This window comes from Rhizobium sp. F40D2 (assembly GCF_051810745.2).
Classification (GTDB): domain Bacteria; phylum Pseudomonadota; class Alphaproteobacteria; order Rhizobiales; family Rhizobiaceae; genus Rhizobium.
Window position 1 is genome coordinate 4,096,181 of sequence record NZ_CM131436.1, and the last position, 21,659, is coordinate 4,117,839.

The 21,659-nt window shown below is 60.8% G+C and carries 25 protein-coding genes, 1 tRNA gene and 1 pseudogene; 11 read left to right on the forward strand and 16 right to left on the reverse strand.

What is annotated here, in order from left to right; genetic code table 11:
* Positions 1 to 312 (forward strand): DUF1294 domain-containing protein, encoded by a 312-nt coding sequence (locus ACS4RS_RS19785; protein WP_439009609.1) that lies wholly within the window; start codon positions 1 to 3, stop codon positions 310 to 312.
* Between the two features lie 4 nt (positions 313 to 316).
* On the opposite strand, the gene ACS4RS_RS19790 is transcribed toward ACS4RS_RS19785, so the two are convergent.
* Positions 317 to 826 carry a GNAT family N-acetyltransferase gene (locus tag ACS4RS_RS19790; protein WP_439009608.1) on the reverse strand — a complete coding sequence of 170 codons (510 nt, stop codon included), beginning with the start codon at positions 824 to 826 and terminating at the stop codon, positions 317 to 319.
* Positions 827 to 1,124: 298 nt separating this feature from the next.
* On the opposite strand from ACS4RS_RS19790, the gene ACS4RS_RS19795 reads away from it, so the two are divergent.
* On the forward strand, positions 1,125 to 1,382 hold the full coding sequence (locus ACS4RS_RS19795) for a YjhX family toxin (protein ID WP_439009607.1): 258 nt from the start codon (positions 1,125 to 1,127) through the stop codon (positions 1,380 to 1,382).
* 50 nt (positions 1,383 to 1,432) lie between these two features.
* Here the strand turns inward: ACS4RS_RS19795 and ACS4RS_RS19800 are convergent, their stop codons facing one another.
* From ACS4RS_RS19800 to ACS4RS_RS19815, 4 genes are all read right to left on the reverse strand, one after another.
* Positions 1,433 to 1,708 (reverse strand): hypothetical protein, encoded by a 276-nt coding sequence (locus tag ACS4RS_RS19800; RefSeq protein WP_439009606.1) that lies wholly within the window; start codon positions 1,706 to 1,708, stop codon positions 1,433 to 1,435.
* Positions 1,709 to 1,810: 102 nt separating this feature from the next.
* Complete coding sequence (gene gatA, locus ACS4RS_RS19805; RefSeq protein WP_439009605.1) at positions 1,811 to 3,292, reverse strand: Asp-tRNA(Asn)/Glu-tRNA(Gln) amidotransferase subunit GatA; 1,482 nt, start codon at positions 3,290 to 3,292, stop codon at positions 1,811 to 1,813.
* Between the two features lie 57 nt (positions 3,293 to 3,349).
* Positions 3,350 to 3,637 carry an Asp-tRNA(Asn)/Glu-tRNA(Gln) amidotransferase subunit GatC gene (gatC, locus tag ACS4RS_RS19810; RefSeq protein ID WP_003586910.1) on the reverse strand — a complete coding sequence of 96 codons (288 nt, stop codon included), beginning with the start codon at positions 3,635 to 3,637 and terminating at the stop codon, positions 3,350 to 3,352.
* A 69-nt stretch (positions 3,638 to 3,706) separates the two neighbouring features.
* Positions 3,707 to 4,411 carry a metal-dependent hydrolase gene (locus ACS4RS_RS19815; protein ID WP_439009604.1) on the reverse strand — a complete coding sequence of 235 codons (705 nt, stop codon included), beginning with the start codon at positions 4,409 to 4,411 and terminating at the stop codon, positions 3,707 to 3,709.
* A gap of 227 nt (positions 4,412 to 4,638) precedes the next feature.
* Between ACS4RS_RS19815 and ruvX the strand changes: the two genes are divergently transcribed.
* A complete protein-coding gene (gene ruvX, locus ACS4RS_RS19820; protein WP_012557506.1) occupies positions 4,639 to 5,130 on the forward strand; it encodes a Holliday junction resolvase RuvX in 492 nt (163 codons plus the stop codon).
* On the opposite strand, the gene ACS4RS_RS19825 is transcribed toward ruvX, so the two are convergent.
* The 3 genes from ACS4RS_RS19825 to ACS4RS_RS19835 form a co-directional block, all read right to left on the reverse strand.
* Positions 5,070 to 5,399 carry a DUF6105 family protein gene (locus ACS4RS_RS19825; protein WP_003586915.1) on the reverse strand — a complete coding sequence of 110 codons (330 nt, stop codon included), beginning with the start codon at positions 5,397 to 5,399 and terminating at the stop codon, positions 5,070 to 5,072. The two genes, ruvX and ACS4RS_RS19825, sit on opposite strands and share 61 nt — an antisense overlap.
* Positions 5,396 to 5,569, reverse strand: a complete 174-nt coding sequence (locus tag ACS4RS_RS19830; protein ID WP_003586917.1) for a hypothetical protein — start codon at positions 5,567 to 5,569, stop codon at positions 5,396 to 5,398. The genes ACS4RS_RS19825 and ACS4RS_RS19830 overlap by 4 nt, the downstream gene beginning before the upstream one ends.
* Before the next feature lie 132 nt (positions 5,570 to 5,701).
* On the reverse strand, positions 5,702 to 6,361 hold the full coding sequence (locus tag ACS4RS_RS19835; RefSeq protein WP_439011799.1) for a TetR family transcriptional regulator: 660 nt from the start codon (positions 6,359 to 6,361) through the stop codon (positions 5,702 to 5,704).
* A gap of 248 nt (positions 6,362 to 6,609) precedes the next feature.
* Between ACS4RS_RS19835 and map the strand changes: the two genes are divergently transcribed.
* The 5 genes from map (at position 6,610) to ACS4RS_RS19860 (ending at position 12,608) form a co-directional block, all read left to right on the forward strand.
* Complete coding sequence (map, locus tag ACS4RS_RS19840) at positions 6,610 to 7,446, forward strand: type I methionyl aminopeptidase (RefSeq protein ID WP_449313795.1); 837 nt, start codon at positions 6,610 to 6,612, stop codon at positions 7,444 to 7,446.
* Between the two features lie 7 nt (positions 7,447 to 7,453).
* The gene (radC, locus tag ACS4RS_RS19845; RefSeq protein ID WP_439009603.1) at positions 7,454 to 8,281 is read left to right on the forward strand and encodes a RadC family protein; all 828 of its coding nucleotides are present in this window, start codon (positions 7,454 to 7,456) and stop codon (positions 8,279 to 8,281) included.
* A 119-nt stretch (positions 8,282 to 8,400) separates the two neighbouring features.
* Positions 8,401 to 9,807 (forward strand): Si-specific NAD(P)(+) transhydrogenase, encoded by a 1,407-nt coding sequence (gene sthA, locus ACS4RS_RS19850; protein ID WP_449313796.1) that lies wholly within the window; start codon positions 8,401 to 8,403, stop codon positions 9,805 to 9,807.
* A gap of 64 nt (positions 9,808 to 9,871) precedes the next feature.
* On the forward strand, positions 9,872 to 10,675 hold the full coding sequence (locus tag ACS4RS_RS19855) for an endonuclease/exonuclease/phosphatase family protein (protein WP_439009602.1): 804 nt from the start codon (positions 9,872 to 9,874) through the stop codon (positions 10,673 to 10,675).
* Positions 10,676 to 10,832: 157 nt separating this feature from the next.
* Positions 10,833 to 12,608 (forward strand): radical SAM protein, encoded by a 1,776-nt coding sequence (locus ACS4RS_RS19860; protein ID WP_439009601.1) that lies wholly within the window; start codon positions 10,833 to 10,835, stop codon positions 12,606 to 12,608.
* Positions 12,609 to 12,660: 52 nt separating this feature from the next.
* On the opposite strand, the gene ACS4RS_RS19865 is transcribed toward ACS4RS_RS19860, so the two are convergent.
* The 5 genes and pseudogenes from ACS4RS_RS19865 to ACS4RS_RS19885 all read right to left on the reverse strand — a co-directional run bounded on the left by ACS4RS_RS19865 (position 12,661) and on the right by ACS4RS_RS19885 (position 16,861).
* The gene (locus ACS4RS_RS19865; protein WP_439009600.1) at positions 12,661 to 13,098 is read right to left on the reverse strand and encodes a nuclear transport factor 2 family protein; all 438 of its coding nucleotides are present in this window, start codon (positions 13,096 to 13,098) and stop codon (positions 12,661 to 12,663) included.
* Between the two features lie 179 nt (positions 13,099 to 13,277).
* Positions 13,278 to 14,762 (reverse strand): trigger factor, encoded by a 1,485-nt coding sequence (tig, locus tag ACS4RS_RS19870; protein ID WP_449313797.1) that lies wholly within the window; start codon positions 14,760 to 14,762, stop codon positions 13,278 to 13,280.
* Between the two features lie 172 nt (positions 14,763 to 14,934).
* A tRNA-Leu gene (locus ACS4RS_RS19875) sits at positions 14,935 to 15,019 on the reverse strand.
* A gap of 152 nt (positions 15,020 to 15,171) precedes the next feature.
* Positions 15,172 to 15,762, reverse strand: a complete 591-nt coding sequence (locus ACS4RS_RS19880) for a GDYXXLXY domain-containing protein (RefSeq protein WP_439009598.1) — start codon at positions 15,760 to 15,762, stop codon at positions 15,172 to 15,174.
* Positions 15,759 to 16,861, reverse strand: a pseudogene (locus ACS4RS_RS19885) (DUF2157 domain-containing protein). Before ACS4RS_RS19885 ends, ACS4RS_RS19880 begins: the two are co-directional and overlap by 4 nt.
* Before the next feature lie 870 nt (positions 16,862 to 17,731).
* Between ACS4RS_RS19885 and ACS4RS_RS19890 the strand changes: the two are divergent.
* The 3 genes from ACS4RS_RS19890 to trmFO all read left to right on the forward strand — a co-directional run bounded on the left by ACS4RS_RS19890 (position 17,732) and on the right by trmFO (position 19,864).
* Positions 17,732 to 17,878, forward strand: a complete 147-nt coding sequence (locus tag ACS4RS_RS19890) for a DUF1127 domain-containing protein (RefSeq protein WP_003586937.1) — start codon at positions 17,732 to 17,734, stop codon at positions 17,876 to 17,878.
* Between the two features lie 301 nt (positions 17,879 to 18,179).
* Positions 18,180 to 18,323: a DUF1127 domain-containing protein gene (locus ACS4RS_RS19895; protein WP_003539017.1), complete on the forward strand. Its 144-nt coding sequence runs from the start codon at positions 18,180 to 18,182 to the stop codon at positions 18,321 to 18,323.
* A gap of 107 nt (positions 18,324 to 18,430) precedes the next feature.
* The gene (gene trmFO / locus ACS4RS_RS19900; protein WP_439009596.1) at positions 18,431 to 19,864 is read left to right on the forward strand and encodes a methylenetetrahydrofolate--tRNA-(uracil(54)-C(5))-methyltransferase (FADH(2)-oxidizing) TrmFO; all 1,434 of its coding nucleotides are present in this window, start codon (positions 18,431 to 18,433) and stop codon (positions 19,862 to 19,864) included.
* Positions 19,865 to 19,872: 8 nt separating this feature from the next.
* On the opposite strand, the gene ACS4RS_RS19905 is transcribed toward trmFO, so the two are convergent.
* The 3 genes from ACS4RS_RS19905 to ACS4RS_RS19915 form a co-directional block, all read right to left on the reverse strand.
* A complete protein-coding gene (locus ACS4RS_RS19905) occupies positions 19,873 to 20,340 on the reverse strand; it encodes a hypothetical protein (protein ID WP_439009595.1) in 468 nt (155 codons plus the stop codon).
* A gap of 71 nt (positions 20,341 to 20,411) precedes the next feature.
* Positions 20,412 to 21,269, reverse strand: coding sequence for a squalene/phytoene synthase family protein (locus tag ACS4RS_RS19910; protein WP_439009594.1), 858 nt, complete (start codon positions 21,267 to 21,269; stop codon positions 20,412 to 20,414).
* 2 nt (positions 21,270 to 21,271) lie between these two features.
* Complete coding sequence (locus tag ACS4RS_RS19915) at positions 21,272 to 21,658, reverse strand: Mth938-like domain-containing protein (RefSeq protein WP_012557491.1); 387 nt, start codon at positions 21,656 to 21,658, stop codon at positions 21,272 to 21,274.
* Position 21,659: the final 1 nt, after the last annotated feature.

Below are 21,659 nucleotides of genomic sequence, written 5' to 3' on the forward strand. Positions count from 1 at the left end.
ATGACGATAATCGATATCACCAAATGGGCCGCACCGTTTCTGGCGCTGAACCTCCTCGTCTTCTCGATTTATTTCCTCGACAAGCAGGCGGCGCGCGATGGCAGATGGCGGATCAGCGAGCGCACGCTCCTGACGCTTGCGCTCATCGGCGGCAGCCTCGGCGCGATGGCGGCACAGCAATTGCTGCGGCACAAGACGAGAAAGGAGCCGTTCCGGTCAATCCTGGCGGCGATCCTGATCCTGCACGGCGCATTGGCCGCGGTGCTGATCTTCGTGCCGGAATGGCGCGTTTTTCTTCTCCAGGATCTTTGAAGCGTCAGAATTCCTGCCAGTATCCACCCTGCCCGTCCGAAACCAGCGATTTCGTCAGCCCGACTGAGGGCACGTCGCGGTCGAGCTTCGGATTATAGGCAACAGAGAGCCAGTGGATGCTGTAGCCGTGCTTGCGGAAGAAGCCGATCGCCTCGTTGTTGCCGGAATGGGTCTGCATCGCCGCCTTCTCGAAGCCTCGGTCTGCGATCTCCTTTTCGATGCGCTCAAGAAGGGCCGAACCCAGGCCCTGGCGGATGAAGGCGGGATCGATCCAGAAATCCGAGATGGTTTCATCCAACCCCTCGCGCGCCGCCCAGCCTGCGACCTGGCCGTTCTGCTCGACGACGGTGATGGTCAGCCAGTCGTTTTCCACGAAGTTGCGAAAGGCGTTCCGGGCTGCATCGATCATCGCGTCCGATTCGCCGATCGACGCCATCGCCTTTTGCCAGGCCCTCAGCCCGATCTCGCTCAACAGCTCCGCTTCGTCATCGCGGGCATTGCGAATGTGGATCAACGACACCTCCGCGTTACCCCGCAACTAGACCATTGAGTCGGGGAATTTACCAGTGCCCCCAGCAGGATGATGGCTGGAAACTGCGGTTTTCGACCGGTTTGATCGGCAAGCACGGTCTTGACCGCCTTTTCCGCGCGAAATAAAAAGCTCTTTATGTTGAGCCTGTCACAGACCCGGTAAAGGCCCTGCCAGCAAGTCCGCTTGCGCGCATGGGCCCGAAAAAACGAAGCCCTGACGTTCGAAAGAGCGCCAGAACGTTTTTGTGCGCCCTATCGGGCGCGATACCGGATCTCAACACATGGACATTTCCCGCACGGAGCAGCGCATCCTGCACCTCATGGCCCAAGGCGGCCGCATCGAAATTTCCCGCGCCGACGATAGGAAGATCGAGGCAGTCAGCTGCTTCACCCGCGACGGCTGGCTCTATCCCGGCGTCGACCTTGATCTCTTCCGCAGGCTGAAGCGGCTGAGAGCCATCAAGTCCTCCAGCGGCCAGCCCTATCGGATCACCGAAAGAGGGCTGAAGCTGGTCAGGTCGCAGCTGAACAACAGGTAATTCTCAACCATCCTGATCGCGTCTCGAACCGGCGCGGTCAGGGCTCAGCCTCAAGCCTTTGAAGAAAGTTGCGTCCGCATCGCCGACCATTCCTCGGCCATCGTGCCCTTGCCGCGCCTCTTACCTGCGCGGCGATACCAATATTCGGCATTCCAGTCGTCGCCCTCGATGCGATGGCAGAGAGCGTGACCCCAGTCGAACGGCTGTTCGCCTTCATGACGCTGGCAGATTTCATGGACCTCCTGCCACTCCGCGCCCATGACAAAGCCGCCAACGGCAAGGCGATCGGCGGCTTCGATCAATCGCACAAGATCATTGCTTGCCATAAGCCCCTCCTGATTCCCGTTACTGATCAGCCAACCGCTTCTTAAGATGCACCTTTTCGCATTCGGCACTCATGCTCTAGAAGAGCCGGATCGTTGGGTCCGTTACCACCACTTGGCCGGCGTGAACCGGCCGGCTGCCTGCTCGATGACGTGAGCGGTCTTGAAGAGGGTTTCTTCGTCGAAGGGCTTGCCGATCAGCTGCAGGCCAAGCGGCAGGCCCTTCTGGTCGAGGCCGGCGGGCACGGCGATGCCCGGAAGGCCCGCCATGTTGACCGTGACGGTGAAGATGTCGTTCAGATACATCTTCACTGGGTCGGAAGCGAGGTTCTCATCGGCGACGCCGAAGGCGGACGACGGGGTCGCCGGCGTCAGGATGGCGTCGACGCCGGCGTCGAAGGCTATCTCGAAATCGCGCTTGATCAGCGTGCGCACCTTCTGGGCGCGGATGTAATAGGCATCGTAGTAACCGGCGGACAGCACATATGTGCCGATCATGATGCGGCGTTTGACTTCCTTGCCGAAGCCGGCGGCGCGCGTCTTCTCGTACATGTCGACGATATCCTTGCCGTCGACGCGCAGGCCGTAGCGCACGCCGTCGTAACGCGCCAGATTCGAGGATGCCTCGGCCGGAGCGACGATGTAATAGGCCGGAAGCGCGTATTTGGTGTGCGGCAGCGAGATGTCGACGATTTCGGCGCCGGCATCCTTCAGCCAGGCGATGCCCTGGCGCCAGAGGGTCTCGATCTCCTCAGGCATGCCGTCGACACGGTATTCGCTGGGAATGCCGATCTTCATGCCCTTCAGCGACTGGCCAAGCGCTGCCTCATAATCCGGCACGGGCAGATCGACCGAGGTCGTGTCCTTGGCGTCGACGCTGGCCATCGACTTCAGAAGGATTGCGGCATCGCGCACGTCGCGGGCGATCGGGCCTGCCTGGTCGAGCGAGGAGGCGAAGGCGACGGTACCCCAGCGCGAGCAGCGTCCATAGGTCGGCTTGATGCCGACGGTGCCGGTGAAGGCGGCCGGCTGGCGGATCGAGCCGCCGGTATCGGTTGCGGTGGCGCCGGCGCAAAGATGCGCGGCGACGGCCGCGGCCGAGCCGCCGGAGGAGCCGCCGGGAACGAGCTGCTGGTTGGACCCTGCAGCACGCCAGGGATTGATCACCGCGCCATAATGCGAGGTCTCGTTGGACGAGCCCATGGCGAATTCATCCATGTTCAGCTTGCCGAGCATGACGGCGCCGTCGTCCCAGAGGTTCTGCGTGACTGTCGATTCATAACGCGGCTCGAAACCATCGAGGATGTGGCTGCAGGCCTGGGTATGCACGCCGACGGTGGCAAAAAGGTCCTTGATGCCGAGCGGAATGCCTTCGAGATCACCGGCCTTGCCGGCAGCGATGCGATCGTCGGAGTTCTTCGCCATCAGGCGGGCGAGATCCGGCGTCACCTTTATATAGGCATTCAGATGACCATTGGCGGCATCAATCGCCGAGATATAGGCCTCGGTCAGTTCGAGTGCGGTGATTTCCTTGGCGCGCAGCTTTCGGCGGGCTTCGGCAATGGTCAGGCTGGTGAGTTCGTTCATGATGTTTTCGCTTCAGATCTGAAAATGGCAACAGGGGTCGGAAAGAGGCTTGAAGCGCTATTCGACGACTTTCGGCACCAGGAAGAAATTGTGATCGGTGATGGGCGCATTGGCGACGATATCGGCGGCCTTGCTGCCGTCGGTCACTTCATCCGTCCGCTTCTTCATCGCCATCGGCGTGACGGATGTCATCGCTTCGACGCCATCGACATTGACTTCGGAGAGCTGCTCGACAAAGCCCAAGATGCCGTTCAGCTCGCCGACCATGCGATTTGCCTCGTCTTCGGAGACGGCAATACGGGCAAGGTGGGCGACGCGCTTCACGGTGGCAAGATCGACGGACATGGCATTCTCCGGATGGGATTTTTCCTACCCGCTATAAAGGCCATGCCCGCCCGGTGCAACGGGATTTCGTCAGATCGACAGGCTCGCAGCGGGCTTCAGCGCCTTCACATCAGTCTTCGATCCTTCCATGCCGGCAACGAATTTATCGGCCGTCTGCTCGATGATCGGGAAGGTGCCGTAATGGCAGGGGATCGCGGTCTTGAAGTTGAAATAGCGCCGGCAGGCAAGGGCCGCCACGGCGCCGCCCATGGTGAAGCGGTCGCCGATCGGCACGAGGCCGATATCGGGCTGGTGCAATTCATTGATCAGCGCCATGTCGGCGAAGATGTCGGTATCGCCCATGGCGAGGATCGAGGCCTCATCCTCGAAATGCAGCATCAGGCCGTTGGCATTGCCGAGCGCATGCGAGACGCCGTCTTCGGTGATCTGGGCAGACGAGTGCAGCGCATTGGTGAAGGTCGCCGAGAAACTGTCGAGCGCGATCGTCCCGCCGGTATTGCCCATCTCGAGCCTGTCGAGACCCTTGGAGCCGAGCCAGGCGGCAAGATCGGCATTGGCGAGAACGACGGCGCCGGTTTCCTTGGCAAGCGCCACGGTATCGCCGACATGGTCGCCATGGCCATGCGTCAGCAGGATATGGGTGACGCCTGACGAGACATCCTTGATATCCTGGCCGGAGAAGGAAGCGTTGTGACTGAGGAACGGATCGAGCAGGATCGTCGCCTTTCCGGTCTCGATGCGGAAGGCGGAATGGCCAAGCCAGGTGATCTTCATGAAATCTCTCCTTTATTACGTGATGCAAAAGCCCGTTCGGGAAGATCCGGATGATTTCAGGCCGGATCCGCCTAAAATCTGAATCCGCATCTCAATCAAACAATTGGAGCATGATGTCGTCCGAAAACCGCTCACACTTTTCGGCATCATGCTCTATGGACATATCTCATGCGGCCGCAAAGAAAAGCGGCGGCGACTTCAATTTCTTTTGACGGGATGAAATGGCGATGACGGTGCTGACGATCGAGGAAATGGCCGAGACGCTTGCCCCGCGGCAGGCCATTGCCGGCCTCGATCTCGGCACCAAGACGATCGGGCTTTCGATGTCCGATCTCGGTCGGCGTTTCGCTACGCCCCGCCCGGTGATCCGGCGCGTCAAGTTCACCATCGATGCGCAGGCGCTCATGGATTTTGCGACAGCGGAAAAGGTCGCGGGCTTCGTCATCGGCCTGCCGATGAACATGGACGGATCGGCGGGTCCGCGGGTGCAGGCGACGCGCGCCTTCGTGCGCAACATGGAGCAGAAGACGGCGCTGCCCTTTGTCTACTGGGACGAGCGGTTATCGACGGTTGCGGCTGAACGGACGCTGCTCGAAATGGACGTCTCGCGCGCCAAGCGGGCCGAACGGATCGATTCGGCCGCGGCAAGCTTCATCCTTCAGGGCGCGCTCGACAGACTTTCCTTGCTGGCGAGATCCGATGGAGACGAATTCAGCTGACGCGCCCTCCACCAGGCGACGATCGACCTGCGTTTCCGGAAGCCGAGGATAGCGAAGACGACGAGACTGTCGACCGCGATCGCACGGGCAACGAGCGGCGGAATGGTTTCCGGCGGAATGCCAAGCGCCTCGCCATACAGCTGGAACGTCAGGTCATGGACCTGCCGCGACAGCATGAAGATGCCGAAATTCATGTCGTAATAGGAGAGCCAGTACCATCCGCCCAGAAAGACGATGGGGCCGGCCCAGAAGATCAGAAACCACTTCATGCGGCCTCTCCTCCATGCTTGCGCGCGACGGGCAGATCGAGGGAAACCAACCGGGTCGACAATGCCATGATGCAAAGCACCAGCGTCGGAATTGCGATATCCAGCGCCAGGACGGCGAAAAACATCATCGCAGTTACGAGAAAGGCGGCTTTGGCGATCCTGGTTCCCATTGATGTCAACTCGGGGGCTCTTACTCATTCCATCTCTGCTCCCCTTCACACTGTCGGGTTAACCGAGGCCAGGCAACGTAAACCATTCATTAAGGTTAACGCGGCAACCGCTCCCTGTGGATGAATGAGCTGTCAGCCGTAGACGCCGCGCACGATGCGCTTCAGCGCCGTCGCCGCCTTCTCCCAGTCCTTCGGCGTTTTCAACGACAGGCCGGCGCACTGCCCGCCGCTTGCTGCGGCAAGCACGAGATGCTGGATCGCGGCGATGATGACGGCATTGACGGCTGCGGCATCAACACCCTTCGGCGGCGCCAGCGAGCCGCGCATGCGCTCCAGCCAGAGAGCGAGCGCCTTCGAACGCGCTTCGGAAAGCCGCCTCACCTGCTCGGTGTTCTCAGATATCTCCCAGGCAAGGATGCGGCGCATCAGCGGATCGTTCCTCAAGGCGTCAAGCAGGAGAAGCGACAGCCGCTCCATCAGGTCGCCATAGGTGAGCAGGAACATGCCGCCGGCGTCTTCCGGAATGCGATCCCTGACCCATGTGCCGAGATCGGCGCCGATCGCCTCGACCAATCCGTTAAGACCGCCGTAATAACGATAGATCAGCTGCTTGTCGCAACCGGCACGGCGGGCGACTGCATTGATGCCGAAATTCTGGAAGCCTTCCTCGGCCAGCAATCCCTTGGCAGCGGCAAGGATGGCGCGCTCGGTGGCGCCGCGATCCCGCACACGCCGTTCCGGCTCGCCGCCGACCTCAGGCAAATTTTCAAGTTTTACCGCTTCATCAAGCACGAACGACCCTTCCCCGCTGTCACCAATCGGTGAGTAGCGGGGAGGTTTCATGCAATCAATCCTATCCTTTTGAGAAGATTGTGGATATTCCATCCTGTCCGATGATTTGCCGGTGAGCCGATGCGGGAGGCTGCCCGCAATGCAGTTAGGATCTGCTGAGAAATCTCGCCCCGACGGTTGATCGCGATGGACGAACCCGGCATAGCTACATTATGAACAATTCTAATATTCTCCGCTAAGGCCCTGCAATGGTGAACTATATCGAAGCCTCTTCCGCGCCCTCGAAGAATACGGGCGCCATCCGGCTTTACGACGCGCAAGCGTTCGAAGGCATGCGCAGGGCATGCCAGCTGACGGCGCGCTGCCTCGATGCGCTGGCCGACATCGTCAAGCCGGGGCTGGTGACCGACGACATCGACCGGTTCGTCTTCGATTTCGGCATGGATCACGGTGCCCATCCGGCGACGCTGAACTACCGCGGCTACACCAAATCGACCTGCACCTCGATCAACCACGTGGTCTGCCACGGCATCCCGAACGACAAGCCGCTGCGTGAAGGCGATATCGTCAATATCGACGTCACCTTCGTGCTCGACGGCTGGCACGGCGATTCCAGCCGGATGTATCCGGTGGGAACGATCAAGCGCGCCGCCGAGCGACTGCTCGAGGTCACCTATGAATCGCTGATGCGCGGCATTTCCGCCGTCAGGCCCGGCGCCCGCACCGGCGCAATCGGCGAGGCTATCCAGACCTATGCCGAGGCCGAGCGTTGTTCGGTTGTGCGCGATTTCTGCGGCCACGGCGTCGGCCGGCTGTTCCACGATTCGCCGAATATCCTGCATTACGGCCGCGCCAATGAGGGGCCGGAGCTACGTGAAGGCATGATCTTTACCATCGAGCCGATGATCAATCTCGGCCGGCCGCATGTGAAGGTGCTGGCCGACGGCTGGACGGCGGTCACCCGCGACCGGTCGCTTTCGGCGCAGTACGAACACACCGTCGGCGTCACCTCCGACGGCTGCGAGATCTTCACCCTGTCGCCCGGCGGGCTCGACCGCCCCGGCCTGCCATCGTTTGCCGGGTGACGATCCGATGGCGAAGGGGCCGGTTGCGACATCTTCCGACGACGAGCTGCCTTTCGAGATCGAAGAGCCTGTTGCCGCCGACGAACGGTCGTTCTTCGGCGGGCAGCCGCAAAAACCGGCCGCGGCGAATGCCAAGGCCGCCCTGCCCGCCTCGCTCGCCGGGCCGGAGCATTATCACGGCCATCGCGAGCGGCTGCGTGATCGCTTCCGCGAACAGGGCGACATCGCCCTTGCCGACTATGAAATCCTCGAACTCCTGCTTTTTCGCCTGATCCCGCGGCGCGACACCAAGCCGATCGCCAAGGCGCTGATCGAACGCTTCGGCTCGCTCTCCGGTGTCTTCGGCGCACCGGCGGCCCTCCTGACGGAGGTCAAAGGTGTCGGCGAGGCCGTGGCGCTCGACCTGAAGCTGATCTCGACCATCGCCCACCGGACCCTGAAGAGCGAACTCAGGAGCAAACAGGTGCTCTCCTCGTGGTCCTCGGTCATCCAGTACTGCCATGCCGCCATGGCGCATGAGACGCGCGAACAATTCCGCATCCTCTTCCTCGACAAACGCAACGTGCTGATCGCCGACGAGGTGCAGGGCCGCGGCACCGTCGACCATACGCCGGTCTATCCGCGCGAGGTGGTCAAACGCGCGCTCGAGCTTTCGGCAACGGCGATGATCCTCGTCCACAACCACCCCTCCGGCGACCCGACGCCGTCGCGCGCCGACATCGACATGACCAAAGTGATCATCGAGGCGGCCAAGGCGCTCGATATCACTGTCCACGACCATGTCATTATCGGCAAGGACGGGCATGTCAGCCTGAAGGGGCTGAAGCTGATCTGAAAAGCACAGGCAGGCTTGAATAGGTGGTCGTAAAACAATCTGTAACATTGACCGGCTACCGATAGACAGGCGACATCTTTGCGTCGCAAATGATTCCATTTCCAATCCGGGGCCAGGTGATGCTTCAGTACGATCTTGTTGTGGTGGGCAGCGGTCCCGCGGGGCGCCGCGGCGCGATCCAGGCTGCGAAACTCGGCAAGAAAGTGCTTGTCATCGAGCAGGGCAAACGCGTCGGCGGCGTCTCCGTGCATACCGGCACCATCCCTTCCAAAACGCTGCGCGAGACCGCGCTCAATCTTTCCGGCTGGCGCGAACGCGGCTTCTACGGCCGGTCTTACCGCGTCAAGGAAGAGATCAGTGCGGATGATCTGCGCCGCCGTCTACTGATCACGCTCAACCACGAGGTCGAGGTGCTGGAACACCAGTTCGCCCGCAACCGTGTGCAGCATATTCGCGGCAAGGCGAGCTTCATCAATCCGTCGACGCTTCAGGTGATCAAGGATGACGGCGAAATCACCCAGGTCACCGGCGCTAGCGTGCTGCTTGCCGTCGGCACGAAGCCGTTCCGCCCCGATTACATACCCTTCGACGGCAAGACGGTTCTCGACAGCGACGAACTGCTCGACATCCAGGAGCTACCGCGTTCCATGGTGGTCATCGGCGCCGGCGTCATCGGCATCGAATATGCGACGATCTTCAGCGCGCTCGACACGGCCGTCACCGTTATCGACCCGAAGGCGACGATGCTCGACTTCATCGACAAGGAGATCGTCGAGGATTTCACCTACCAGCTGCGCGACCGCAACATGAAGCTGCTGCTCGGCCAGAAGGCCGACAAGGTGGAGGCGCTTGAGGGCGGCAAGGTCGAGCTGACGCTCGATAGCGGCCGTCGCCTGACGACGGATATGGTGCTGTTTGCCGCCGGCCGCATGGGCGCGACCGACGCGCTGAACCTTCCGGCCATCGGCCTCGAAGCCGACAGCCGCGGGCGTCTTAATGTCAATCCGGAAACATTCCAGACATCGGTTGCCAACGTCTATGCCGCCGGCGACGTCGTCGGATTTCCGAGCCTTGCCTCGACCTCGATGGAACAGGGTCGCATCGCCGCCCGCGTCGCGATCGGCGCGGTTGCCAAGGAGCCGCCGAAATATTTCCCCTACGGCATCTATGCCGTGCCGGAGATTTCCACCTGCGGCCTCACTGAAGAAGAGATGAAGGAGCGCGGCATTCCCTATGAATGCGGCATCGCCCGTTTCCGCGAAACCTCGCGCGGTCATATCATGGGCCTCGACACCGGGCTTTTGAAGTTGATCTTCTCGCTGAAGACACGCCGCCTGCTTGGCGTGCATATCGTCGGCGAAGGCGCCACCGAGCTGGTGCATATCGGCCAGGCGGTGCTCAATCTCAAAGGCACGGTCGAATATTTCGTCGAAAACACCTTCAACTATCCGACGCTCGCCGAAGCCTACAAGATCGCCGGCCTCGATGCCTGGAACCGGATGGGCGACATCAAGTCGGAACTTTAATACGCATCCTGGACGGCAGAGCTGTCGTCTCAATCCGGCCGTCCAAAAACGGAGCCGAACGACATTGCGCATCATTTCGCTGAACGCCTGGGGCGGCAGGCTGCATGAGGCCCTGATCGATTATATCAGGCAGGCCGATGCGGATGTGCTGTGCCTGCAGGAAGTGCTGCGGGCGCCGGGGGCTGATTGGGGATGGTCGATCTATCGGGATGCGGGACTGGAGCTGCCGCAGCGCGCCAATTTGTTCGAAGAGATCAGCGCCGCCCTGCCCGGCCACGACGGCTTCTTCTGCCCGACATCGAGAGGCGAGCTGTTTAACGGCGATAGCACGATTGCCGCCGAGTTCGGGCTGGCGACCTTCGTGCGCAAATCGCATTCGGTCATCGCCCAGGGGCTGGACTTCGTGCATGGCAGTTTTTCCGCCAATGGCTGGGGTGAACATCCGCGGCCGCGGAACGCCCATTGCATCCGCGTCCTCAGCCATGAGCACGCTTCCAGCCTGACCGTCGCCCACATGCATGGCTTGCGTGATCCGGCTGGCAAGAACGACACGGCGGCGCGTGAGAAGCAGGCCGCCGCACTGGTTGCGCTTATCGAGCGCTTCTGGCCCGGCGGTGAAGGGCTCGTCGTCTGCGGCGATTTCAACGTATTGCCCGACAGCGAGACTTTCACGATTCTCGCCAGACTCGGGCTTTCCGAACTCGTCACCGGAAACGGCCTTGTAGACACGCGAACCTCCCACTATCTGAAGCAGGGTCGCTTTGCCGATTACATGCTGGTGACACCGGAGGTGAAGATTGCCAGGTTCGAGGTGGTCGAGGCGCCCGAGGTCTCCGACCACCGCGCATTGCTGCTCGACATCGGGTAGTATATTGAGGAATGTGCTGCGAGAAGCGTTTTGCGTGCAGCGCCGTTTTTTTACGCCTTAGTTTGACCGCCTGAATCGTATTGATACGCTATGCCTGATAGATGCATTCAACGCCATTTTGCCTCCGGCAAAAGCTTCTGAAGAAAGATAGATAATCTTGTCCCATGTCTTGGAAGCTGCGCGCCGACGTTTTCAGCTGATCCTGATCAAGCCGTCGCATTATGACGACGACGGTTATGTCATCCGCTGGTGGCGGGCGATGATCCCTTCCAATTCGCTCGCGGCTCTCTATGGCATCGCTGCCGAATGCGCGGAACGCAAGGTGCTCGGGCCCGATACGGCAATCGACATCACCGTGATCGACGAGACCAATACGCGCATCGACTTCGCCGGGCTGCTTGCACAGTTCAAGCGCCACGACAATTTCGGCATGATCGCGCTGGTCGGCGTCCAGACCAACCAGTATCCACGTGCGCTCGATATCGCCCGGCCCTTCCGCGATGCCGGCCTGCCGGTTTCGATCGGCGGCTTCCATGTTTCCGGCTGCCTGTCGATGCTGGACGGCAAAGCGGTCGGGCTCGAAGCCTGCCGCGACATGGGCATCTCGATGTTTGCCGGTGAGGCCGAGGGCCGGCTGGAGATGGTGCTGCGCGATGCCGCGAGCGGGGAACTGAAGCCGCTCTACAATTTCATGAACGACCTTCCCGGCATCGGCGGCACGCCGGTTCCCTTCCTGCCGAAGGACAATATCCAGCGCACGCTCGGGCTCAGCACCAGCTTCGATGCCGGACGCGGCTGTCCCTATCAGTGCTCGTTCTGCACCATCATCAATGTGCAGGGACGCAAGTCGCGCTTCCGCTCGGCCGATGACGTCGAAAAGCTTGTGCGAATGAACTGGGCGCAGGGCATCCATAAATTCTTCATCACCGACGACAATTTCGCCCGCAACAAGGATTGGGAAGCGATCTTCGACCGGCTGATCGAACTCAAGGAGCGGGACGGCATTCCGCTCGGCCTGATGATCCAGGTCGACACGCTCTGCCACAAGATCCCGAATTTCATCGAGAAATCCCGGCGCGCCGGCGTCACCCGTGTCTTCATCGGCCTCGAAAACGTCAATCCTGACAATCTGACGGCCGCCAAGAAGAACCAGAACAAGATCACTGAATATCGCAAGATGCTGCTCGCCTGGAAGGCGCAGGGCATCATGACGCTCGCCGGCTATATCCTGGGCTTCCCCGCCGACACGCCGGAATCGATCCGCCGCGACATCGCGATCATCCAGGAAGAGCTGCCGCTCGACGTCATCGAATTCTTCATCCTGACGCCGTTGCCCGGCTCCGAGGATCATCAGGTCCTATGGAAGAAGAATGTCGAGATGGACGCCGATCTCAACATCTACGATGTCGAACACGTCTGCACCGCGCATCCGAAGATGAGCAAGCAGGAGTGGGAAGACATCTACCACGAGGCCTGGGCGCTCTATTATTCACCAAAGCACATGAAGACGCTACTGCGCCGGGCCGTGGCGACCGGGGTACCGCTCGCAAGACTCGTCAAGGTTCTCGTCTCCTTCGCGACCACCGTGCCGCTGGAAAACGTGCATCCGCTGCAGAGTGGCCTCCTGCGCCTGAAGACGCCTTCGGAGCGGCGCCCCGACCTGCCGCGCGAAAATCCGCTGGTCTTCTGGCCGCGCTTTGCCTGGGAAACATTCAGAAAACACGCTTCGCTCGCCGGCACGATCATCGGCCTGACCATTTCGGCATTCCTGATTTCAAGGGAAGCGAAGTCGAAGACCTATATGGATCAGGCCCTGACGCCGGTCGCCGACGATGAGGAAGAAACACTCAGCCTCTTCACCAAAACAGCAGGCGGCACTGCTGCCGTCAGCCATGTGAGGAAAGTGGCGGAGCTGACGCGGACCGCGCATTGAATAGCAATTCCGCTAAAGCGCATCGCACGGATCACGTTCGATGCGATACGCTTTAGCGGCTTGAGGTTTGAGCGACCGGGTTTATCTGGGCTATCTCAGCCACTTGCAGCGTGTCGACGAATTCGACGATCTTGACTGGTTTCCCATCCCTGAAATGGATTTTGTCGACGAATTCCGTATGGAAGCTTACGCCCGATGGGATGTGCCGGACCTCACCTTCACGATGGGCGAAGACCATATGCTCGTCCTCGTCGACATAAATGCCGGTTGTCTTGATCTTGGATAGATCCCAAACAGTGATGAGCTGCTCTATCACCTGGCGAAAGGCAGGCCCGCCGGATTCAGTCGAAAGAGGCGCCATCCGTGCATTGCCGGCCATCCGGAAGGTGCAATCCTCCCCGAACAGTGCCAGCGTGCCCTCGATATCGCCGCGGTCACGCACAGCGTAGATTTCTTCCACGCGTTTCTTCATGTCATTTTTTGCAGTCATTTTCAGGTCCCTCCACCCACCAGCAAAATCTGCATCGAATTACGCGTCAATGCAACTGTTTGTTGCTGCAGTTGACGCAACTCAACAATAGAGAAGGCGCGCGCGAATGAACCGCCCTGGATGATAGCAAAAGGCCCCGCACGATGGCGGGGCCTTCAAACATTAGAACCGGGAGGCGATTATTCGGCGCTTTCGTCCGCTGCCTTCTTCTTCGGAGCGGCCTTCTTTTTCGGGGCGGCTTCTTCGCCTTCGCTGGCGTCGGCAGCTTCGGCCTTGGCGGCAGCCTTCTTCTTCGGGGCGGCCTTCTTGGTTTCAGCCTTCGCCTCGCCTTCTTCCTCGGCGAGCAGTTCTTCCTTGGTCACCTTCTTGTCGGTGACGTCGATTTCGGTCAGCAGATGATCGATGACCTTCTCTTCGAAGATCGGCGCGCGGATCGAAGCTGCGGCGCCCGGCTGGCTGCGGAAGAATTCGAGGATCTGCTTTTCCTGGCCGGGATACTGGCGCAGCTGATCGTAGATGGCGCGCTGCATCTCGTCTTCGGTGACTTCGACGCCAGCCTTTTCGCCGATTTCGGAGAGAACGAGGCCGAGGCGGACGCGACGCTCTGCAAGCGTCTTGTATTCCTCACGTGCCTTCTCTTCGGTCGTCTCTTCGTCCTCGAAGGTCTTGCCGGATTGAGCGAGGTCGTTGTTCACCTGGCTCCAGATGCCGTTATATTCGGCGTCGACGAGCGAGGCCGGGGTCTCGAACTTGTACATCTCATCGAGCTGGTCGAGGATCTGACGCTTCAGCTTCTGGCGGGTCAGCGAGCCGTACTGCGATTCGATCTGGCCACGGACGATTTCCTTCAGGCGATCGGCGGATTCGATGCCGAGCTTGGAGGCGAGTTCGTCGTTGATCTCGACGGCGCCGGGGGCTGCAACATCCTTGACCGATACGTCGAAGGTCGCTTCCTTGCCGGCAAGGTTCTTGGCGGGATAATCGGCCGGGAAGGTCACGGTGATGGTCTTCTCGTCGCCGGCCTTGACGCCGACGAGCTGGTCTTCGAAGCCCGGAATGAAGCGGCCGGAGCCGAGCACCAGTTCGGCGCCCTGGTCGGTGCCGCCTTCAAAGGCTTCGCCGTCGACCTTGCCGACGTAATCCATGGTGATGCGGTCGCCGTTGGCGGCCTTGCCGGTCTTGGTCTCGTAAGCGCGGGCGCTTTCGGCAACCTTTAGGACCTGCTCGGTAACTTCGTCGTCCGAGATGTCGATGACTTCGCGCGTGACCTTGATGCCCGTGACCGACTTCAGTTCGATCGGCGGCAGCACTTCATAGGAGAGCGTGAACTCGAAATCCTGCTCGGCGGCGAGGATCTTGTCGGCTTCGTCCTTGTCCTCGGTCATGGCGATTTCCGGCTGCGTGGCCGATTTCTCGCCGCGGCTGGAGAGGATGGCGGACGGCTGCTCGCGGACGATCTCGTTGACGAGTTCGGCCATGATCGACTTGCCGTAGACCTTCTTCAGGTGAGCTGCGGGTACCTTGCCCGGACGGAAGCCGTTGATGCGGACCTTGTCCTTCACATCGGCAAGACGCTCATTCATCTTGTCTTGCATGTCCTTGGCCGGGATAACGACCTTGATTTCGCGCTTCAGACCTTCAGCGAGCGTTTCGATAACCTGCATGTCTTCCTACCTTCATGTCCTGGCGGCCGTGCCCAGACGCCGTTCGTTTCAATGAGCACGACGCCGGCGAGCGTGCCGCGCGTGGCTTTTCCCAATTCCTGTATCATTCCACCCAAAGGGGAACGGCACTCGCCGGGTATTCGGGACGACTATCTCCCGCCTGCAAACAGCTTGGTGCGGGTAGAGAGACTTGAACTCCCACGCCTTGCGGCACCAGAACCTAAATCTGGCGTGTCTACCAATTTCACCATACCCGCGTTCACAAAACCGCATGCCTATGCCTGCGCATGAGGCCTTCCGGAGCGCGGCGTCTCTATATCACCCGATTTGGTCGAGGCAAAGGAAAAATGAACGGCAAATGACAGGGATTTGCGGCCCGCAAATCGCGCGCTTCCGAAGTGCCGCCGGATCAGTAGAGCGGCTCGTCGTAAACCGGCTTGCCGTCAACGAGAAGACCGCGGATCTGCGCGCTTCCCGCCGGCGAGACGCGCACGGCGATTGCGACGTTGCCGCCGTTGCGGGCATCCTCGATCGGCTTGCCCTGACCTTCGGGAACGTAATAGCGCTCGATGCCGTATTCGACGCGAATGCTGTCGCCGGCGGCAAGTCCGCCACTGTAGAATGGCCGGCTGCGAAGGATCACGGTCTCCGGCAGCGGCGGCAGTTCGTGAAAGGACGATTCGATCACCGTCCAGAAACCGTCTTCCTGCTTCTTCAACCGAACCCATAGCGTGCGCTCGCCGGGCTCTGCCGGAATGCCGCCCGAGACCGTCTGCACCGGCACCGAAGAAATGTCATAGTTCAAGACGACATAATCGCCGCGCAGGAAATCGCGCGGATCGACGGGTGCCGTCTTCAGCAGCACTTCGGCGCCGTTGTTGAGGATCGAGGCGCGGCTTTGGATGATCGTGCCGAGGATCACGGTCTGCAGACCGGCGACGATGATTGCCGAAAGCAGATAGCCCCTGCCGGAGTGCAGCCTTGCCATCAACGGGTTCATGCGCGCTCTCCCTGTGCATTCGCCGAAAAGCGCCGTTCGAGACGGATGACGATCCAGGCAACCAGCGCGACGACGAGACCGGAGAACAGGAAGAGGCTCGACGTGCCGAGGATCGAGCCGACCGTGACGGAAGCGAGATAAAGCATCTCGGCGGCAAAGGTCGTATAAGCGAGATAACGCACCGCGCCGTTGTCCCTGCCATGCAGAGCGATCGCCAGCACCGAGGCGGCAAGCGTCGCCACGCCGAGCACAACCAATCGCCAGCCGTCCGCGATTTCGATGTGCAGCAGCAGGAGGCCGATCGCGGCGACGAGGAAGCTGTAGAAGGCCGGGGCCGCACCGGCGCTCCGGACCAGGGAGGCAACAGAGCGGGTTGGCAAGGCCGTCAGGACGAAGGCCACCATGCCGCCGATCGCGAAGGCGAGCGCCACGGCGATCTCCTCGTAAAGCGTATAGAGCCAGGCAAGCCAGCCGATCAGCAGCAGATAGGCGAGATGGCGGGCCCGCTCGGCGCCGGTATACCGCACCAGCCCGATAACGATCGCCGCCATGACGGGCGCCATCCAGGGATCGAACTCTATCCAATGCGTGTCGTAATTCTCGAGATAAACGGCAAAGGATGCCCAGGACAGGAATCCGGCGACGACGGCCACCGCACCTGAGCGGAACAGGATCGCCGAGATCGTCGCGATGGCGAACCAGAGATACATCACCGACTGCTCATCTCCGGAGAGATGATACATCTGCCCGACCAGCGAAATGGCACCGCCGAAACTCATCGCGCCGATAATCAGCAAGCCGCTTGCCGCCGCTGACGCGCCGCGGGCGAGCATCCGGGCGGCGGCGAGGTGCACCGCCCAGATCAGGGCAAGGATCACGCCGACGCGGATAAGCCGCGGATGGCCTCCCAGTTGGAGGCGACGACCAGCAGGATGGCGGCTGCCAGCAGCACCGCCGCCAGCGCCATCAGCACCCGCCCGAGGCTGAAGCTTGCCGGGCGGCTGTCATATTCGGCAAGAAGCGCGCCTGCGGTTTCCTGCCCCAGCAGGCCCTTGCCTACCCAGAGCGAGAGATCCCGCTCCAATCTGCCGCGATACATGCTCCCACCCCTTGACTTCCGCGACGCTCGTTCCGGCGCTGCGGCTTCCGTCGTTATAGACGCAGCATCGAGGTTCGCAAACGTCCTCGCGACAAATATACAAATTCCTCATTGGTCTAAATTGGGGCGAGTATTAACCGGCCGCTAACGTCATCAGCGCTACTATAAGCGCATGTCCGGAGAGGTATGCACATTGCGCATATCAACCGTGAATTTATTGCACTGCAAAAATTCAATTAGTCATACTATTTTGAGACTCATCGAAGCATGGGGATGGCGCCCCGGCCCGGTTATGCCGGATGCCCGCGGAATGATTGTCCGTGACGAGGTTCGCAGCCGCGCACTCCTCCTCGCAAGCGCGCTGCGATAAGACTGGCAACACTCCTCCTCCCAGTTGCCAGTCAACATAATGCGCCCGCCGGATCCTCCCCCGGCGGGCGTTTTATTGCGAAAAATGCAATTAAAGCATTGGCGTCCCGGATTTCGGCCGGGTCGCGCCGTCGTGCCGCACTGCCGCCACACCGCCCTGACGAGGCTGCTGATATATGGGCGGCTTGGGATCCGAAGCGACATGCCTCATTATGGTGGACGGACAGGCGGAACCGCCGAAGGGGACAGCGTTTTGACGCAAGAACGCCGGTTCGGTGCGCCAAATCAGATTGCTTTCCTCAAAATCACTTTGCCTATTCGTTGACCAAAATGCGGTAAGTCTTGGTCAAACAGCGCTTGAGCATTGCATAGTTCGCATAGGTGATCTGAAAACTTGGCTGTTTTCCTCTTTCGCGCCGCAACATATATTCTGGTCATCAAATAGAGGTCAGCGCCGATCAGTGGCTGCTGGCAGATCAAACCCTCGGAAAGGGGCTTAACATGAACTTCTCTCGCTCTTTCAATAACTGGCGCAAGTACCGTCAGACCGTCACCGAACTCGGCCGCATGAGCAACCGCGAATTGCACGACCTCGGCATCGACCGTTCGGACATCCATCGCGTTGCCCGTGAGGCTTCCGCCCGCTAATTCAAGGCAATCGCTGTCTCCTCCCAAGCAGCTTGTCCTCCATCGAAACGCCCGCTGTATCCACAGCGGGCGTTTTCTTTTTCCCTACGCACTGCCGCGCCGGTTGCACGCCTTTGCGCGCTTCCTTAGCCCGCTCAAAAAATATCCACCGCTTAATTGGCAAGCATCACATTGCACAATTGCATAGCAGACGCCTTTTATTTGCACTGCACAAAAGCGCGGTTCTCGCCTATATAAACATCAACCGCAGAGAGATAGGCGATCCCGCCATCCAGCGGACATTTGTTTGAGGAAAAAGACAATGAACCCGATCCGCATTGCAAGAAGCTGGCTCAGCTACCGCCGTACGCTCAACGAACTCGGCGGCCTTTCGAACCAGACCCTGTCTGATATCGGCGTCAGCCGTTACGACATCCGCAATATCGCATCCCGCTCGTTCCGTTAATAGCCAGTCGCTAACAACGGGCTTGATGTTTTCAAGACGGCGCCCCGAGGCGCCGTTTTTGATTCCGGGGTGTTGGATCGCATCTGCCAACATGATATCAGCCCGGAATGAACACGATCTCTTCCTATTCCCCCATCCACGTTGTCGGCGGCGGACTTGCCGGTTCGGAAGCCGCCTGGCAAATCGCCAGTTCCGGCGTTCCCGTCATCCTGCATGAAATGCGCGGGGTGCGCGGCACGGATGCGCACAAGACCGACGGACTTGCCGAGCTGGTCTGCTCCAACTCCTTCCGCTCCGACGATGCGACCAGCAATGCCGTCGGCGTCATCCATGCCGAGATGCGCATGGCGGGCTCGCTGATCATGGCTACTGCCGATCGCCACCAGGTGCCGGCCGGCGGCGCGCTTGCCGTCGATCGCGACGGCTTTTCCGAAGCCGTGACCCGGGCGATCCACGACCACCCGCTGATCACGGTCGTACGTGAAGAGGTCACGGGCCTGCCGCCTGGTGACTGGGATCTTGCCATCGTTGCCACCGGGCCGCTGACCACGCCGTCACTCGCAAGCGCGATCCAGGCTCAGACGGGCGAGGATTCGCTCGCCTTCTTCGATGCCATCGCGCCGATCGTCTACCGCGAGAGCATCGACATGGATATCTGCTGGTATCAGTCGCGCTACGACAAGGTCGGTCCCGGCGGCACTGGCAAGGATTACATCAATTGCCCGATGGACGAGGCGCAGTACAATGCCTTCGTCGACGCACTGATATCGGGCGACACGGTCGGTTTCAAGGAATGGGAAGGTACGCCCTATTTCGACGGCTGCCTGCCGATCGAGGTGATGGCCGAACGCGGCCGCGAGACGCTGCGCCACGGGCCGATGAAGCCGATGGGGCTGACCAACGCGCATAACCCGACGGTCAAGGCTTATGCCGTCGTGCAGCTGCGGCAGGACAATGCGCTCGGCACGCTCTACAATATGGTTGGCTTCCAGACGAAGCTGAAATATGGCGCGCAGGCGGAAATCTTCCGGATGATCCCCGGCCTGGAAAATGCGGAATTCGCCCGCCTCGGCGGCCTGCACCGCAACACCTATATCAATTCCCCCACTCTGCTCGACCCTTCGCTGACCTTGAAATCGCGGCCCGGCCTACGTTTCGCCGGCCAGATCACCGGCTGCGAGGGGTATGTGGAAAGCGCCAGCGTCGGGCTGATGGCCGGCCGTTTCGCTGCTGCCGAACGCAAGGGCGAGGCGATCTCGCTGCCGCCGGCAACAACGGCGCTCGGCTCGCTGCTCGGTCATATCACTGGCGGCCATATCGTCACCGAAGAAGAGCCTGGCAAACGCTCGTTCCAGCCGATGAACATCAATTTCGGGCTGTTTCCGGAACTTCAGCCCGGATCGATCGTCAAGCCCGAGGGCGTCAAGCGCTTCCGTGGCAAGGACAAGACGATCATGAAGCGGCAGTTGATCGCCCGGCGCGCGCTTGCAGACTGCGCCGCTTGGCTGGGCCAGAACTCGCCGCTCGCTGAAAGCGCCTAACTCGCTATCTAGTGCTTGTTCGCCGCCGAAATATGGTCGGACGGCAGATCTTTATCCGGCTCGGCGATATAGTTGCCGAGCAGCCAAAGCGCCACTTCCGCGGACTCCTTGGCGGAAGCGAATTCGAAATCGCCGTTGTGATGAGGCGCATCGAGAAAATCGATCACCAAGCCCTTGCCCGTTTGCGAGCTGACGACGCGCACGCGGCCCGGCTCGATCAGATGACAGGCGAAGTGGCGCGACATGTTGCGCATGAAGCCGGCCTTGTTGTCATGCAGGCGCACGAAAATGGCCTGGCCGTTCTCCGTCGCCTGCAACTGGCGGATCGCCTCGTTCGGAAAGGCGCGGCCGAACTCGATAATGGCGAGGCCCGTGTCATGCAGGCCGTCTTCCTTGTTCTGCGCAGCCATGCGCGTTACCACGAAGGCAAAGAAGATGACGATGGCGAATAGAACGCACCAGACGATAATGCCCACGCCGAGTCTCCGTTCAAAAGGTAGCGGTTCAAGCCTTGTAACGCGCGAGACTTGCGCGAGTTTGACCGGTGTCAGATTTTTCTGCGGACGGCCGAGAGGGCCATTCTGAGCTGGCGGCGCCATTGCGGCGGCTGCAGCGGCCGGTCGAACAGGACGGCGCCGAGCTTCTGCGCCCTGAAAAGCACCGGTTCGGCAAGCGTCGCCGGCAGGAAGGCCGGAAAGACCGGGGGCGCGATCGGCCCTGCCGCCCTCGCCTTTGCCAGATGTTCGCGACCGAGGCCGGCAAAGGCTTCGATGGCGGCGGAAATGCGCGGCCGGTCTTCGCCGGCAAGGAAGGTATCGCGGTTGAGACCGGTGGCGGAAAGGATCTGCAGCGGAATATAGACCTGGCCGCGGCGGCGATGGAGCGGCATCAGCAGCAACTGGCCGGCGACCGCCTGGGCTACACCGGCATGACCGGCGGCGTCGGCCGATCGTGCGGCTTCCTCGGGCGAAAGCACCAGGCTTGCAAGCTGAATGAGGGCCGATGCCGTCTCGCCGGCATACCCTTCGAGCGACAAACGCGTTTCCATCGGATCGTCATAGAGATCGAAGGTGCGGGCCTCGATCATGTCGATCAGCGTCTTGCGCGGCAGGCTGTGCGCTTCGATCGCCGTCAGTAGTGCTGAAGCGACGGGATTGGCCGCCGTCGAACCGTGGGCGCTGCCTTCCAGCAGGTCGCGCCAGTATTGCAGCCGCACCTCGCCGGGCAACGGTTCGTGTACGAGATCACGGATGCGGGCAAGCTCGGCATTGAAGGCGTAGAGGGCTGCAAGCGCCCCGCGCTTGTCCTCCGGCGACAGCAGGCAGGCAAGGTAGCGGTCGCGATCGCTGTCGCGCAGCATCGCCAGGCAGATCTCCTGGTTCGTCGCAGGCTTCGCTTCAACCATCGTCAGACCGCAATCAGTGCCGCGGCGACGGCGCGCTGCTCGGCAAGCATGATATTGAAGGTGCGCACCGCTGCACCGGTGCTCATCGGATCGGAGGCGATGCCACGCGCCTTCAGCGCCTGCTTCAATGCCTCCGGCAGACGGCGAAGCTCGGTTCCGGTCCCGACGAGCAGAACCTCGATATCATCGGCCTCATCCAGCACACGGCGGAAATTTTCCGGCGACAGCGGTTTCGACATGTCCATATCCCAGCCGTGAATGCCGGAGGGCAGGCAAAGAATCGAGCCGCGATGCGACATGTCGGCAAAACGGAAACCACCATTGCCGTAAGTATCGATCGGCGCGCGCCCGGGAAAATGCGCGGCGCGAATTTCTATGCCTTTTGCCATG

Coding starts and splice junctions, on each gene's coding strand:
- ACS4RS_RS19795 (WP_439009607.1), top strand. CDS start 1,125: ATGGACATTTCCCGCACGGAGCAGCGCATCCTGCACCTCATGGCCCAA.
- gatC (WP_003586910.1), bottom strand. CDS start 3,637: ATGTCCGTCGATCTTGCCACCGTGAAGCGCGTCGCCCACCTTGCCCGT.
- ACS4RS_RS19825 (WP_003586915.1), bottom strand. CDS start 5,399: ATGAAGTGGTTTCTGATCTTCTGGGCCGGCCCCATCGTCTTTCTGGGC.
- ACS4RS_RS19800 (WP_439009606.1), bottom strand. CDS start 1,708: ATGGCAAGCAATGATCTTGTGCGATTGATCGAAGCCGCCGATCGCCTT.
- tig (WP_449313797.1), bottom strand. CDS start 14,762: ATGCAGGTTATCGAAACGCTCGCTGAAGGTCTGAAGCGCGAAATCAAG.
- ACS4RS_RS19865 (WP_439009600.1), bottom strand. CDS start 13,098: ATGACTGCAAAAAATGACATGAAGAAACGCGTGGAAGAAATCTACGCT.
- ACS4RS_RS19890 (WP_003586937.1), top strand. CDS start 17,732: ATGAACTTCTCTCGCTCTTTCAATAACTGGCGCAAGTACCGTCAGACC.
- sthA (WP_449313796.1), top strand. CDS start 8,401: ATGCTTCAGTACGATCTTGTTGTGGTGGGCAGCGGTCCCGCGGGGCGC.
- ACS4RS_RS19815 (WP_439009604.1), bottom strand. CDS start 4,411: ATGAAGATCACCTGGCTTGGCCATTCCGCCTTCCGCATCGAGACCGGA.
- ACS4RS_RS19785 (WP_439009609.1), top strand. CDS start 1: ATGACGATAATCGATATCACCAAATGGGCCGCACCGTTTCTGGCGCTG.
- gatA (WP_439009605.1), bottom strand. CDS start 3,292: ATGAACGAACTCACCAGCCTGACCATTGCCGAAGCCCGCCGAAAGCTG.
- ACS4RS_RS19830 (WP_003586917.1), bottom strand. CDS start 5,569: ATGGGAACCAGGATCGCCAAAGCCGCCTTTCTCGTAACTGCGATGATG.
- trmFO (WP_439009596.1), top strand. CDS start 18,431: ATGAACACGATCTCTTCCTATTCCCCCATCCACGTTGTCGGCGGCGGA.
- ACS4RS_RS19880 (WP_439009598.1), bottom strand. CDS start 15,762: ATGAACCCGTTGATGGCAAGGCTGCACTCCGGCAGGGGCTATCTGCTT.
- ruvX (WP_012557506.1), top strand. CDS start 4,639: ATGACGGTGCTGACGATCGAGGAAATGGCCGAGACGCTTGCCCCGCGG.
- ACS4RS_RS19895 (WP_003539017.1), top strand. CDS start 18,180: ATGAACCCGATCCGCATTGCAAGAAGCTGGCTCAGCTACCGCCGTACG.
- map (WP_449313795.1), top strand. CDS start 6,610: ATGGTGAACTATATCGAAGCCTCTTCCGCGCCCTCGAAGAATACGGGC.
- radC (WP_439009603.1), top strand. CDS start 7,454: ATGGCGAAGGGGCCGGTTGCGACATCTTCCGACGACGAGCTGCCTTTC.
- ACS4RS_RS19915 (WP_012557491.1), bottom strand. CDS start 21,658: ATGGCAAAAGGCATAGAAATTCGCGCCGCGCATTTTCCCGGGCGCGCG.
- ACS4RS_RS19910 (WP_439009594.1), bottom strand. CDS start 21,269: ATGGTTGAAGCGAAGCCTGCGACGAACCAGGAGATCTGCCTGGCGATG.